The sequence below is a fragment of the Chryseobacterium formosum genome (assembly GCF_026460885.1).
In the GTDB taxonomy this organism is placed as follows: domain Bacteria; phylum Bacteroidota; class Bacteroidia; order Flavobacteriales; family Weeksellaceae; genus Chryseobacterium; species Chryseobacterium formosus.
The window spans coordinates 133,879-149,294 of the sequence record NZ_JAOVZW010000003.1 but is presented as its reverse complement, the minus strand read 5'-3'; the positions used below and the strand labels follow the sequence as shown (position 1 = coordinate 149,294).

The 15,416-nt window shown below is 33.7% G+C and carries 10 protein-coding genes; 6 read left to right on the top strand and 4 right to left on the bottom strand.

Features of this window, described 5'->3' with window-relative positions:
- Window positions 1–64 precede the first annotated feature (64 nt).
- Window positions 65–2,668 carry an alanine--tRNA ligase gene (gene alaS, locus OF897_RS04095; RefSeq protein ID WP_267264423.1) on the top strand — a complete coding sequence of 868 codons (2,604 nt, stop codon included), beginning with the start codon at window positions 65–67 and terminating at the stop codon, window positions 2,666–2,668.
- Between the two features lie 999 nt (window positions 2,669–3,667).
- Here alaS and OF897_RS04090 read toward each other — a convergent pair.
- The 4 genes from OF897_RS04090 to OF897_RS04075 form a co-directional block, all read right to left on the bottom strand.
- The gene (locus OF897_RS04090) at window positions 3,668–4,360 is read right to left on the bottom strand and encodes a hypothetical protein (RefSeq protein WP_267264422.1); all 693 of its coding nucleotides are present in this window, start codon (window positions 4,358–4,360) and stop codon (window positions 3,668–3,670) included.
- A 579-nt stretch (window positions 4,361–4,939) separates the two neighbouring features.
- A complete protein-coding gene (locus tag OF897_RS04085; RefSeq protein ID WP_267264421.1) occupies window positions 4,940–5,575 on the bottom strand; it encodes a hypothetical protein in 636 nt (211 codons plus the stop codon).
- An 8-nt stretch (window positions 5,576–5,583) separates the two neighbouring features.
- Window positions 5,584–6,648: a DUF262 domain-containing protein gene (locus OF897_RS04080; protein WP_267264420.1), complete on the bottom strand. Its 1,065-nt coding sequence runs from the start codon at window positions 6,646–6,648 to the stop codon at window positions 5,584–5,586.
- A gap of 85 nt (window positions 6,649–6,733) precedes the next feature.
- Complete coding sequence (locus OF897_RS04075; RefSeq protein ID WP_267264419.1) at window positions 6,734–6,991, bottom strand: hypothetical protein; 258 nt, start codon at window positions 6,989–6,991, stop codon at window positions 6,734–6,736.
- A gap of 448 nt (window positions 6,992–7,439) precedes the next feature.
- On the opposite strand from OF897_RS04075, the gene OF897_RS04070 reads away from it, so the two are divergent.
- From OF897_RS04070 to OF897_RS04050, 5 genes are all read left to right on the top strand, one after another.
- Window positions 7,440–9,923, top strand: coding sequence for a DUF5686 family protein (locus OF897_RS04070; protein ID WP_267264418.1), 2,484 nt, complete (start codon window positions 7,440–7,442; stop codon window positions 9,921–9,923).
- Between the two features lie 345 nt (window positions 9,924–10,268).
- A complete protein-coding gene (locus OF897_RS04065) occupies window positions 10,269–11,018 on the top strand; it encodes a hypothetical protein (RefSeq protein ID WP_267264417.1) in 750 nt (249 codons plus the stop codon).
- Window positions 11,019–11,148: 130 nt separating this feature from the next.
- Window positions 11,149–13,554 carry a hypothetical protein gene (locus OF897_RS04060; protein WP_267264416.1) on the top strand — a complete coding sequence of 802 codons (2,406 nt, stop codon included), beginning with the start codon at window positions 11,149–11,151 and terminating at the stop codon, window positions 13,552–13,554.
- A 28-nt stretch (window positions 13,555–13,582) separates the two neighbouring features.
- Window positions 13,583–13,819 (top strand): hypothetical protein, encoded by a 237-nt coding sequence (locus tag OF897_RS04055; protein WP_267264415.1) that lies wholly within the window; start codon window positions 13,583–13,585, stop codon window positions 13,817–13,819.
- An 11-nt stretch (window positions 13,820–13,830) separates the two neighbouring features.
- Window positions 13,831–15,300: a M28 family peptidase gene (locus OF897_RS04050; protein WP_267264414.1), complete on the top strand. Its 1,470-nt coding sequence runs from the start codon at window positions 13,831–13,833 to the stop codon at window positions 15,298–15,300.
- The last annotated feature ends 116 nt before the right edge of the window (window positions 15,301–15,416 follow it).

The following is a 15,416-nucleotide window of genomic DNA, read 5'->3' as shown; positions in this document are numbered from 1 at the left end:
AAAACATTAAATTTGCGAATCAAAAAAGCTAAAAGCCGAAAGCAATTAGCTAAAAGCAACAAATATGACTTCACAGGAAATAAGACAACAGTTTTTAGACTTTTTTCAATCTAAACAACACCTCATTGTTCCTTCGGCTCCAATCGTGCTGAAAGACGACCCTACCTTAATGTTTTCCAACTCCGGAATGACGCAGTTCAAAGATTATTTTTTAGGATACAAAGAGCCTAAAGCCTCAAGAATTGCCGATACTCAGAAATGTTTAAGAGTTTCCGGGAAGCATAATGATTTGGATGATGTGGGTCGTGATACCTATCACCATACGATGTTTGAGATGTTGGGGAACTGGTCTTTTGGCGATTATTTCAAAAAAGAAGCCATCTCTTGGGCTTGGGAATTGTTGACGGAAGTTTACGGAATTCCAAAAGAAAATCTTTACGTAACCATTTTCGAAGGTGACGAAAAAGAAAATTTAGATAGAGATACTGAAGCGTACGATTTGTGGAAACAGTTTATTTCTGAAGACAGAATCATCAACGGAAATAAGAAGGACAATTTCTGGGAAATGGGTGCAAGCGGACCTTGCGGACCCTGTTCGGAGATTCACGTTGATTTGAGAAGTGCAGAGGAGAAAGCTAAAATTTCAGGATTGGAATTGGTTAACAACGATCATCCGCAAGTTGTGGAAATCTGGAATCTCGTATTCATGCAGTTTAACAGAAAAGCAGACGGTTCTCTGGAAAACCTTCCTGCAAAACACATCGATACCGGAATGGGATTCGAGCGTCTTTGTATGGCTTTACAAAATAAAGAATCCAATTATGACACTGATGTTTTCACTCCTTTAATTGCTAAAGTTGAGGAACTTTCTGGTAAAAAATATACCGGAATTTTAACGGATGAAAAAGACATTGCAATTCGTGTAGTTGTTGACCACATCAGAGCGGTTTCTTTTGCAATCGCAGACGGACAGTTGCCTTCAAACGGCGGAGCAGGTTATGTAATCAGAAGAATTTTGAGAAGAGGAATTTCTTATGCTTACAGATTCTTAGACAGAAAAGAACCTTTCCTTTATCAGTTGGTGGCTGTTTTACAGGAGCAAATGGGTAAATTTTTCCCAGAACTCGAAAAACAGGGAACTTTGGTTACTGAGGTGATTAAAAGTGAAGAAGAATCTTTCTTAAGAACCATTGAAACAGGATTAATCAGAGTTGATAAATTAATTCAGCAAACTATTTCTGAAGGTAAAAAAGTATTGCCAACAGAAGAAGTTTTCGAATTATATGACACTTACGGTTTCCCTGATGATTTAACAAGAATTATTGCGGAAGAAAAAGGCTTAACTATCGACGAAGCGGGATTTGAACAAGCTTTAAATGAACAGAAGAAACGCTCAAAAGCAGATTCTGCTCAAAAAGTTTACGATTGGGTAACGTTGGAAGAAAAACCTGAAAACTTTGTAGGTTATGACAAAATTGAATCTGAAACTTACATTACAAGATACAGAAAAGTAGAAAATAAAGACGGAGAATTTTATCAAATCGTATTGAGTGAATCGCCTTTCTATCCTGAAGGTGGTGGACAAATCGGTGATAAAGGCCTTCTTGAAAATGCAACCGAAAGTTTTGAAGTTTTAGAAACTAAAAAAGAAAACGGATTGATTATCTCTTTAATCAACGGGCTTCCGAAAGATGCAGGAGCTGTTTTCTACGCTAAAGTCAATGCAACCGACAGAAAAAATTCTCAGGCTAATCACTCTGTTACACACTTGTTGCATGAAGCTTTGAGAGAAGTTTTGGGAACTCATGTTGAGCAAAAAGGTTCATTCGTTGGTCCGGACTATCTGCGTTTTGACTTCTCACATTTCAATAAAATGACGGAAGAGGAATTAGCTTTAGTTGAAGAAAAAGTGAATGCTAAAATCAAGGAAAGTATTGCATTACAGGAATTCAGAAACATTCCGATTCAGGAAGCAATTGACAAAGGTGCAATGGCATTATTTGGTGAAAAATATGGTGACAGTGTGAGAATGATTCAGTTTGGAAGTTCAAAAGAACTTTGCGGTGGAACTCACGTTAAGAACACAAGCGAAATCGGTCATTTCAAAATTGTTTCTGAAAGTTCTGCAGCTGCGGGAATCAGAAGAATTGAAGCGATTTCAGGAGATAAATCTGCTGAATATTTCAAAAATTTAGAAAAACAGATAACCGAGCTTTCTCAGTTGCTGAAATCTAAAGATGTTGTACGTTCTATCGAAAAATTAATTGAAGAAAACGCTTCTTTAAAATCTGAAGTTGAAGGTTTCAAAAAAGAAAAAGCAAAAGGCGAAATCGGCGATTGGAAAAATGCTTACGAACATAAAGGTGACAAACAGCTGTTGGTAAAGAAAACTTCTTTGGATGCAGGTTCTGTAAAAGATATCGTTTTCCAATTGAAAAAAGAAATCCCGACCTCGGTAACGATTATTTTGTCAGATTACGACGGAAAACCAATGATTACGGTTGGAATTTCTGATGATTTGGCTGCAAGTTATCAAGCTGGGACAATTGTGAAAGATTTGGCAAAAGAAATCCAAGGCGGCGGCGGCGGAAATCCAGGCTTTGCAACCGCAGGAGGAAAAAATCTTGATGGCTTGGAAAATGCGTATCAGAAGGCGTTGAATATTTAATTAAAATAAAATAAATATTCATAATAACATTAGAAATCAGCAGTTATTTTGTCATTCCGTAGGAATCTAAACTGCTTTATTTTCTAATGTGTCGGGATTCCTATGGAAATCTAAGATTCGACGAAGTCAATGACAAACAAAATCAAATTAAAACGAATATTCACAATATAAAGTAAAAGCAACTGTCATCACGGCAGTTGCTTTTTATTTTTACGACATTGGGATTTCATGAACTTTAATTCAATAGGGATGGGTTTTAACCCATCCACCAAATAAAGTAACGTTATTGGCTTTAGCCGAAATGATATGTTTCGGCTAAAGCCTTTTCTGTGAACACATTTTATAGTCGGGCTAAAGCCCAACCCTATTGAATAAATACTTGCGGAGAGTTTATAATACTACTATTCATTTCAAATCATTTTACAAAAGGTCAGCAGTCACTTTTTCATTCCGTAGGAATCTAGACTTTTTGATTTTTTGAGACTCCTACTGAAATCATAGATTCGGCGAAGTTAATGACAAATACGCCGTTGATATTAAGTTACTCCCAATCGGAAATATTCTCAATATAAAGCAAAAACAACCGTCATCACGACAGCTGCTTTTTATTTCTAAAATTGGAATTTCATGAACTTTAATTCAATAGGGATGGGTTTTAACCCATCCACCAAATAAAGTAACGTTATTGGCTTTAGCCTAAATTATAGGTTTCGGCTAAAGCCTTTTCTGTGAACACATTTTATAGTTGGGCTAAAGCCCAACCCTATTGAATAAATGCTTATGGTAAATTTATAATACTACTATTCATTTTGAATCATTTTAAAAGAAATCAGCAGTCACTTTGTCATTGACTTCGTCGAATCTTAGATTTCCGTAGGAATCTAACCACATTATTTCTTAACTGTTAAGATTCCTACAGAATGACAAACAAGCTAGAAAATGTTTTTATTAATGATACACTGCGGTGAATTTATAACTTGATTGAAATGATTTATCAAATCACACCGGATTTACGGGTGGCACTTCCGGCAAACCGCTTGGGGTGTCGTGGATGATGTAGTCGTTGTATTTGGCTTCGTTGGTTTCGTAGAAAATATCCTGACCGATGCCTGCGTATTTTGTAAGCAGTTGGTAGAGTTTGTTGAGCGCTTCTACTCTACTTTCTGTAGCGACATCACGATCTGAAATACCTTGAGCCTGCGCATCGATAGCAACATCCAAAGCATCACGTTGGGTGATAAGCGTGTTGATTTTGTCTGAAGTAAGACCTTCATCGGAAAGTTCAGTGAGATATTTTTCTGCGGTAAGGCTCATGATTTTGGCGACACGTACAATTTCAGCATCGCTTTGCTGACTGATTAAGGCATTGCCGAATTCCTTATATTTGGCGCTGTGCTGTCCGAAAACATTTTCTGCGCTATTAAAAATACTGCGCATGGATTTTTCCAGGGCTTTTCTTGCAGCGTCTTTTTGTTCGGTGAGATTGATTTTGATGGCTTCGAGCTGTTCATCGCTTGGGAAACTGTCTACGGTGTTTCGGGCGGTCGTCAGTTCGGTCTTTTTTGCGGCGTTGTAGCCACGGTCTGTAAATTCGGTGATGTCTCTATCGATTAAATCGATTAATTCATCTGCTTTTTGTTTCAGTACAGCATCTGCCAATCTGAAACTACGGATAACCTGTTCTTTTTTCATAATTGATTTGTTTTTGTGTTTAAAATATAGTTTTGAAATCTAGTTTATCTTTTGCGTTCATTCATCAACTTTCACAAAAAGCCTGTAAAGCATTGGTAAATAACAAATTGTACTTGATCGCCTCTTCGAACCGGTTGATTGGCACTTCGAACTGCTTGATTGCTTCTTCGAAACAGTTGATTGCCTTAACGAAGGAGTTGAACGACCTTACGAATGGGTTGATTACCTCAACGAAGTGCTTGAATGCTGTTTCTAATTGGTTGAAGCGGTCTTCGAACTCCTTGAACGATTAAACGTAATGCTTTACCGGTTTTTGAGTTCAGTAAGTTGTTGGTTACAATTTTGAGGGTTGTGGACTCCGATGGTGCCGGAAACCTGCGCATAAACTGCTGGATTATTTTTATTAATCATCATTTTGTTTTTGTTGTTCTTCAAACAAATATAAAAATATTTTTGAATAGTATGGGATTTGAATTTTATTTTTTTGAAATGAGAAAACCTCGCGGGAGAGCGAGGTTTTTATTAAGATAAAGTTCTTGAGTTTTAGTGTTTGTTTGACTTACTAAAGTAGAAGTTTTTTCAGGTCATATCTATGGATATTTGCTTCATTAAATCAAAAAAGTCAAGCAATAAATAATTTCTAGGGTTCAGTCTAGATGTTAACATTAAAAACTTACCTGGTGTTGGAATAACCATAGGTCGAACACCTGAATTATAAGCTCTTACAAGTTTTTCATATTGTATTTCGCTCTCAACCGAATTATGCGCAATATGGTTTCTTAAACGTTTATAATCTTTGAGTTGTTGTAGATTAGTTGTGTATGGCAATTTTATCGGATAGCCATCTTCTAAATATAACTCTGATCTCGCAATAATAGATTCTGGGCTTGTCCAATCTAAAAACGGCATTGAAGATTTCAATAATTGTTCTGAATGTTCAAAATTTTTAGGCTTCAGATAAGACTTAATATTTTTCTTACTTAAAGTTTTTTTCTCTAAACAATACAAAATAAATATCTCACGAATAAACCCCTCATAGGAACGAAAGCCAGCAAAGAAAATTGATTCAACCATTAATTCTAGCTGTGCCTTAGTTATTTTATTAGAATTAAATTTCTGATGGTTTTGAAAATCAAATTTTTCTAGTCTTATTATTTCTTTTATAAAAGAATTGTAAGAAGCAGATATCTTAATTCTATTTTTTATAACTGCCATATATTATCTCAATTTATTGCTTCTGCTATTTTTTTTGCCAAATAATTCGAGCGTAGTATTCTAGCTGCAGTATCAGTTGTGCCTCTTCTAGATGCATTTATAAAATCTTTAAAATCCTTGGGAAATTGAGGCTCATCCATATTAGATGCAATTTCGTCATAGTTTGCACTAAAACTGTCCAATGCTACACGAATTTTCCCAACATTCCTCTCAGTTATATTAGATTTTATAGAAGGATTTAAACCATCTATTTTATAAAGCAAGTGCCCTATTGAAGTAAATAAAGTGTAAAATAACTGTATCCTAGAAAAATTTGTATTTTTTAATTCCTCAGGTTTATAAATACTACCAATTACAGACATAATTTTATCGAATTGAATTTCTACTTGTTCCAAGTTACCCTGATCATCTTCATACTTTTTGTAAAAATTTTCAATACCTTTATTAGTTTGGACTTTATCTAAAAGAGCTACAACTAAATCAGCTGCTAATTCAGCTTCTGCCATTCTTGTAACTTTAGCCTTTGTTAATACACCTCCCTGAATAAGATATGATACGTATTTAAAACCAACAGAATAAACAGTTTGTTTAAAATATCCTAAATACTTTGCATTAAATATTTCTTGTGGTTCAAGCTTGACGGTGTAAGAGTTAATTCTTGCAAAAATATCTAATATTTCCTCGTAAGGTATATCAAACAATAAATCAACACCTAATTCGTATTTTAAAAACTCTTTATCAAGATTGTTTGGTAATTCATCAAAAAAATATGATGATAAATCTTTGTTATGTGCTTTTGCTATTTTAAAATTACCATTATAATATTCGAGTATAGCACGTAATCTTTGTTGACCATCTACAACGACACGAATGTTTTTTGCACCTACTAATTTTTGAGTTATAATCAATTTAGGCATTGGCTTACCTCTAGTGATTGTATCAATTAAATAAGATTTAGCTTTATCTGTCCAAACAGATCTACGCTGAAAGTCTGGAGATAATTCTAACAATCCGTTATTATCCCATTCAATAAAATCAGAAACACTATAAGCGCGAGTATCAAAATTTTTCATTATATAAATTGTTTAAATGACAGTATTATTTAGATTGTCAGAAACTAAATTTAAAACATTTAATAAAAGTAACTTATTATTATCTCTAATTATTGCACATTTCTTCAAAAGTATATAATATGTCATTAGCAGCTTTTTCCGTTGGAGAACCAGACACATATGAACCTAGAGAAATTATGGAAAGTTCTAAATTAATGGAATCCTTATTAATAACTGCATATTTCCAGAGTTCGGGCACATTATATTTTTCACAGATTAGCAAAGCCTTTGCTTCAAACCTAGCGTAAAAAGCATTTAGAGTTTCAATATCAGTGAAACCAATAGGTATCGTAATTCCTCTCATGACTATTTTTCTTTATTTTAAAGATAACATTTTGAATATTTTATATAATGACTAAATCCTCTTAAAAATAAAAGAATTGTGATGGCAAATTAATGTACTACCATGATTATATTAATGTTAAAAGTAAATAAATATTCAACAAAAAACAATATTATTTCAAAATGAGATGAAAGAATTAAATTCCCATATTCTCGATACAAAATTTTTCTTTAAAAAATTTTGTATCGAACTAACGGAAGTTGTAAACATTAGAAATAGCATTTAATTATAAAAGCCTTAAAAACTCTTAAATAAATTCCATTTCTCATTCATTCGGGAATTGAAAAATATATAAATCACAGTATTCAATTGAAATAAAGTTGATTTTATTTTTAACAAAAGATTATATTTTCTCTTATGGTTTTGTAACCTTCTTATCAATAGTTTTGTCTTATTAATAAAAAACTCAATGACAAAACTTTTATCCGCTCTGTTTTTATTCACTACCCTTTTATTTTTCGGACAAAATCAACTGAAAGTTTTAAACAAAACCACTAAAAAGCCAATTGAAAATGCAGCGATTTACTGCGACGACAATCTTCTCGGGAAAACCAATTATGAAGGTGTTTTATCGTTTAAAACGAAATGTAAAAAGGTTGAAGTTCTTGCCAGTAATTTTGAAGACGCTTTAGTCGATGTCAAAAAATCGATGGAAGTTTCGATGCAGCCTTTATCCGATAAAATGAGCAATATCGACAGAGTGGTGATTCAGGATAAAAGTGATCCGAGAGCGTTGAGAATTCTGGATGAACTCAATAAAAGAGCCAAAGAAAACTCTCCGAAGTCTTTGGATTCTTACAATTTTAAATCGTATGCTAAATTCTCTATCGATGTTGATCAAGATACCATTGATACGTTTAAAAAATTCTTAGCCGTACGAAAAGACTCTCTTTCAAAAGTTGAGAAAACAGATTTTAAGCAGAAAGAAAAAGAAATAAAAGATTCTCTAATCGGCGAAGATCTACTCGACGCTTCGCAGGAAAGCCAGATGTTTCTTTGGGAAAAAGCAACGGAGTATAAATACTCTAAAAGTTTTGGAGAGAAAACCAATATCATCGACAACAGAATGTCGGGTTTTAAAAATCCGATCTATGAAGCTTTAGCGATTAATATTTCAAATCTTGACCGTACTCCGAGACAATTGAGACCTGAAAACAGAAAGCTGTTTAATTTCTATCTTTCTGATACTTTACAGATTGACGGCAGAAAAACTTTTATCATTAAATTCAAGGAAATCACCGACAAGAAAAAGCAAAACCCAAGAAAATTTAACGGAAAAATATATGTCGATTCTGAAACATACGCTCTGAAAAAGTTTGAAAGTGCCAACAAAAAAAGAAATGAAGGCGACATCGTCTCTGTCTGGAAACCAATTAACGGAAAATGGTTTCTCGATTATGAAGATATTAAACTGAAAATGGGAGACCAGACTTTTAATATTTCAAAGAAAGACAGCGTAAAAACCGATACTTTGAAGAAAGGCCAACATCTCAGCGACAGACATAAATACAAGCAAAAAACATTTGGAAATTACCTTTATGTAAAAAACCGATTCTTTGATTTTGAACTTAATAAAGAACAAAAAGCTTCAGAATTCAAAGGATATTCTCTGGAAATGAAAAACTCCGACGGAAGTCTGCTTGAAAAATACAGAACCGACAGTCTTACCGCTAGAGAAAGCGCAACATACACAAAAATCGACAGCTTTGTACAGAAACATGATTTTGAGAAAAAACTAAGTACTTTGACTCAATTGATGCGTGGAAATCTACGTTACAAAATGATTGATTTTGATATTACTAAATTGTTCAGCTACGATAAATATCAAGGTTTGCGTTTGGGAGCTGGTTTAAAACTGAATGAAAAATTCAGCAAAACATTTTCTCCGGATGGTTATTTCGGTTACGGATTTAAAGATCACACCTGGAAATATGGTTTAGGTTTAGACGTAAAATTATCTTCCAAAAGAACTTCTGTTTTCAGAGTTGATTATGTGGATGATGTTTTTGCAGCAGGAAGATTCAGCAACAATATGTGGGATATGATGATGAAAGTAAACGACATTAATCTTGACCTTCACAATGCCAATTTCTATAAAAATCAGAAATGGGGAGCTTCATATCTTTATGATATTTCGAATTCTTTAAGCATGAAAATCGCCGTGAATAAAGAAAAACAACAGGCTCTCTTTGATTATAACTATAAAAATTTAGGCAACCAATTCGATAATACAAGTGCTACTCTATCGTTTAAATTCTCTCCAAATGATAAAAATATCATGACGCCAAGCGGAAAATACACCTATGAAAAAGGATTTCCTCAAGTGTATGTGAATTTTGAAAAAGGATTTGAAACTTTAAACGGAGATCTTGATTACAACCGATTAGACGCTTTGATTATTCATCAGTTCAGGTCTAAATTAGGTTACACCAACATCAAACTTTTTGGTGGAATTTCTTCAGGAACGGCTCCAATCTGGAAAAACTTTGAAATTGCAGGTCAGAACGACAGAAATCCGGATCATTGGTATTCAAACATCAACACGCCGAATAATTTATCTTTTGCAACGATGCCTTCAGGAACTTTCTTTGCCGATAAATTCGTAGCATTTAAGGTTTCACAATATCTTCCGTTTAGATTTAAAACGATTGGATCGAGATATTCAAACATCGAATTGGAATATCAGGCTGCGATCGGAGATTTTAAAAACAGAGGCGATCATCAGTTTGATTTTCAGGTTTTGGATCATTATTATCAGGAAGTTGGTTTGATCTGGAATCGATTCTTAGGAAGAAATTTCGGGGTTGGGTTTTCTTACAGATTGGGACATTATCAGACGTCGCAGTTTAAGGATAACTTTGGGATTAAATTGAGATTTAATGTTTTGAATTAATTTTCAACATTAAGATGATTTAGTTTTTTAGATAGGTTAAGTTGAGCTGCGCTTTAAGATGATTCGTATTTTTTGTCCCACAGATTTCACGGATTTCCACAGATGATGTTGTAATCCATGATACAAAACAAAGATTTATCGGTCGGCATTTTAATACTGAGTTAAAACTTACCCGTCAGCTTTGTCATTCCGGAGGAATCTCAACACATTGAGAATAAAATTATTTAGATTTCTGCGGAATGACAAACCCAATAAAGGGGATTTAGGAATCATACTTTATTAAAATTTAGACAGAAGTCAAAATGGTTCCTGTTTTGTTATTACCTTTTCAAAAAAATATTATTTATGAAAAAACTACTTTTTGTTTTAATGACTTCAATGTTGTTAATGGCTTGTCAATCTAAGAAAGACAAGGTTCAGGATTTTGTTGATATGTACAATCGCTCGTCAAGTATGATTGCTACCAACCAAATCAAATCCACCAAAGCAACTGCTGTTTCAGAAAATCAGGTTGACATTTCTTTGGAAACAGATTATGAAAAAGGCGATATGGAAAGTGATCTTGTAACCAGCGCCCTTCCCGATTTGATCGGACAGGCAATCAGAAGCGAGAAATTGGGAAAAGAGCTTTTCGAAAGCGGTGTTCAGTTTAACATTAAGGTTTATGGTAAAAATTCTCAGGTTATTTTAGAGCAACCTATTGACGATAAAAAATTATCAAAAGATGTTGATTTTAAAGCGATAGCCAAAGGTGAAAAACCAGACAGCAAGCAACTGAACATTATTCTGGAATCATTCAACAAAAACCTTCCTATTGTAGATGCTTCTACAGGAACAAAAATCACAAGTATTAAAGCTGATGCCGAAAACAATTTGGTATACACCTGCGAAGTTCCAGATAGCTTTAAAACGGCTTTAGCAGCAGAAGGAACAGAAAAAGCGATGAAAGAAGCTATGTTGCAATCCGGAGAAATAAAGCAGGTTTTTGCGCAAACTTCGGTTTTAGGAATTAATCATATCAAATATTTATATGTCGATAAAAACGGAAAAGTGTTGAAAGAAGTTACCATTACGAAAGAAGAAGCCAATATGTAAATCATATTTTTTTGCAAAAAATATATTCCCGGGAAATCTCCGGGAATTTTTATTTCCAATTATATAAGTTCATTATAAAAACTTTCCCACCACAAGAAATATCTGTAATTTTGAAAGTGAGAATTTCTGTATGAAAAGGAGTCTGAGTTTTATATTTTTTCTGGTTTTTATTTTTGGTTTTTCACAATCAAAAATCACTGTTTATAGTGAAGCAGACCAAACTCCGATTTCAAATGCAGCCGTTTCGTGTGACAATAAAATCTTAGGCAAAACCAATTCTAACGGTTTTCTGGAATTTAAATCTAAATGCAAAAATATTCAGATCGAAGCACCGGGTTTTTATAAAGAAAGCGCTTCAACTGAAGAAAATATCAAAGTTTATCTTACGAAAACTTCATCTAAAACCTATGCGATAGAAACCGTAATTCTTGAAGATAAAAGTGATCCGAGAGCATTGGAAATTCTACGAAAAGTCGATAAATTATTTAAAAGTAATTCCCCGGAAAGTCTTGATTCTTATGCTTACAATTCTTACGAAAAAGTCTCTTTAGACATCGATCAGGACAGTATTACAGCATTTAACAATGTTTTTACCAATAATTTAGGCTTATTCAAAAAAAATAAAAAAGAAGATTCTCTGAAAGATATTTCGGCAAGAAGAATTTTCGCCAACAGCAAACTTTTTCTTTGGGAAAGGGCTCAGGAATTTATTTATTCTAAAAAATACGGCGAAAAAATAAACATTCTCGACAATCGAATTTCTGGGTTAAAACAACCAATCTACGAAATGATTGCGTTGCAAAGTAACCGAAATAAAATCCCAAATCAGATCAAACAGGAAAACCGTGGGTTGTACCGTTTTTTCCTTACAGACAGCATAGAAATCGACGGAAGGCAGAATTATGTGATTCGTTTTCGTGAAGTCAATTATAAAAAACCGATGAAAAAAAGAAAATTCAGCGGTGCCATTTATATTGATATAGAAACATACGGAATCAAAAAAATTGAAAGTATCAGTAAAGAAAAAAACGAGGGAAATATTACCAGTACATGGATTTTTTTCAACAATAAATGGTTTTTGTCTGAGGAAAGCGTAAAACTTCGCATGAGCCGAATGATGATGGGACAAGACATTGAAAATCCCGAAAAAGAGCAGGAAAAAAAGAGCAGCTTCGGAACTTATGCTTATCTGTATTCGAAATATTCTAACTATATCTCTCCTATTGAAGAAAAAGCTGATGATTTTAAAGGTTATACTTTTTCGGTAAAAAATACCGACGGAAAAACGCTTCATCTTTACAGAACCGAACCTTTGTCTTCAAGAGAAAGTCATACCTATAAAACTCTTGACAGCTTAGGAAAGCTCTATAATATTGACCGTACAGCAAGGGTTTTGACAGGCTTGATTAATGGACAGGTTCGTGTAGGAAGTTTTGATTTTGACATTGGTGAAGTTGTCAATTACAACTTGTATGAAGGTTTCAGGTTTGGTTTAAAAGGAAAACTGAATGAAAATTTTGATCCTTATTTTTCTCCCGATTATTATTTCGCTTACGGTTTGGGTGACGATAAATTCAAGTACGGAATCGGTCTTGACATGAAAACTTCGCTCGAAAAAAACTCTTATTTCAGAATTGAATATTACGATGATGTAAATTCTTCCGGTGAATTTTACCGCAGACTTTGGACGTTCAGAATGCGAATGATGAATTACGGAAATAACCTAAACAACGACAAATATTACCGTTACAAAGGTGCTTCTTTGTCTTATTTAAATGATATAACAAACGGTTTAACATTAGCTTTTGCCACAAGAAGAAATACTGAGGAAGCTTTGTTTGATTACAGTTTCCGAGGAAAACAAGGTGCATTTGAAAATTTCAACACTTTGGTTACCTTGAAATATTCTCCCAACTCAACAAATATTATGACTCCGCAAGGGAAATCGGTGATTGATCAGAAATATCCTGAGCTTTATTTTAATTATGAGCAAAGTGTAAAAGTTTTTGGCGGAGATTTTAATTATACCCGCTTTGATGCTTTGTTTGTTCATAATTTTAAAACAAGATTAGGAACCACAGGACTTCGTTTATACGGAGGTTTTCTTTTGGGTGAAGCGCCGATTTGGAAGAATTTTACAACAAATGGTTTGGCTTCTCCGAGTCGAGATATTAATTTTAACCTTACTTCTTATTTAGGATTTGCCACTTTGGAAGGTGGAAAATTTTACAATGATAAATTTATAGCATATTATCTTACCCATAAACTCCCGTTTTATTTCAAAAGTATCGGGCAAAATGTGACGAGTTTTGATTTTGTTTTGCGTGGAACCATTGGCGATATGAAGCATCCGGAATATCACGATTTCAGATTTAAAAAACTTGATCATTTGTATCAGGAAGTTGGTTTGGAATGGAATAATTTCCTATCCTCATATTTCAATCTTGGATTATTTTACAGAGTCGGATATTATACAACACCTAATTTTAAACAGAATTTTGCGATACAGTTTAAGTTAAAACTTCTTGAGTTTTAAAATTTACAATTAATATTAAAAAATAGAAATGAAAAAAATAGAAATACAAGCAGAGCAATTTTTTGAATTGTTAAGACTAAAAGACACTTCGATGTGGTCACTTTTTTCGCAAATGATTGATGGCGAAGAAAAAGAAATCATTTTTTTAGATAACGAAGAAAAAATACTTTTCAACTATATTCTTCCCTCAAATCCTGAAAAACTGGAAGAAGACCGAAAAGAATTTTCAAAACAATTCTCAGATAAACTGTCAAATTTAAATTAAATGAAGAGGATATGAACAGAAACTATTTGTTATCAGTAATCAGTGTATTAATTTTCAGTGTCGGCAATGCACAAAACTATAAGAAGCCATTGGTTTCAGCAATCACAGAAAAAGATCTTAAAACCGACATTTACCAATTGGCTGCAGATCAGTTTTTAGGACGTGAAGCAGGAACTTTAGATGAACTAAAAGTTTCCATGTGGTTAGCTGATAAAGCAAAAGAAGCAGGGATGAAACCTGCCGGAGACAACGGAACTTTCTTCCAGTTTTTCGATATGTACAGACATCGAGTTGTTCCACAGAGTACATTGAAAATTGGAGAAAACCAACTAAAATTATGGAAAGATTTCTTAGTTGCAGAACCTGTAAATGCAAATATTGACACAGAAATTATCTATGCAGGAAATACCGAACCTGATGACCTTTCTAAACTAAATATAAAAGGAAAAATACTTGCTATAAATGCATCAGACAAAAATATCGAAAGAGATATGACACTTTTCGTAAGAAGATATCCCGGATTTGTAAGAACAAAATATTATAGTAAAGCTTTTGAACTGGGAGCGAAAGGGATTATTTTCATCACAGATGAGACTTCAGATAAAAGTTGGGTTGAAGTTCTTCCTCAAATGACGAGAGGAGCCTATGGTGGAGAAGGTTTAAGAGAAAAAGTAACGAACAATATCCCGGTTTTATGGATTAAAAGAGAAAATGCAAACTGGGTAAAAAACAATCCTAAAGTTTCATTAAATCTCATCACAGAAACTTACAAATATCCATCCGTAAATATTATTGGAAAAATTGACGGAACAGATGCTAAACTAAAAAACGAATATGTTTTATTAAGCGGACATCAGGATCACGACGGAATCAGACATCCTGTAAAAAATGACACGATTTACAACGGAGCAGATGATAATGCAAGTACTTGTGTGGCGATGTTGGCAATGGCAAGAGCATACAAAAAACAACCAGGAAAACGCAGCATTTTGTTTGTTTTTCATGGCGCTGAAGAAAGAGGTTTATTGGGCTCAAGATGGCATGCAACGCATCCTGTAGTTCCTAAAGAAAGCATTATTGCTGTTCTGAACGGCGATATGATTGGAAGAAACGACAATAATGAAGCTGCTTTGTTAGGTGGAAATGCTCCGCATAAAAACTCTGAAGAATTGGTAAAAATGGCAGAAGATGCTAATAATGAAAGCACAAAATTTACTTATCTGAAAGATTGGGATTCTCCAAAACATGCTGAATATTTCTACTTCAGAAGTGACCATCTTCCCTATGCAAAAGCAGGCATTCCTGCAATATTTTTCACCAGTGTTTTGCACGACCAATATCACACACCACAAGACGAATCTGAAAACATCAATTATAAAAAACTGTATAAAATGACAGAATGGATGTACAGAACTTCATGGAAAGTTGCCAATGAAAATGAACGTCCAAAAGTAATTTCTAATTTTACTTTGGAGAGATAGTTTACTTTTATATTAAGTTAAAAAAATTCGTGCATTCGTGGCTGTAGATATTTAAATTGCCACGAATGCACGATTTTTTTTAGTAGATATTTGATATGAAATTTATTTTAACTCAC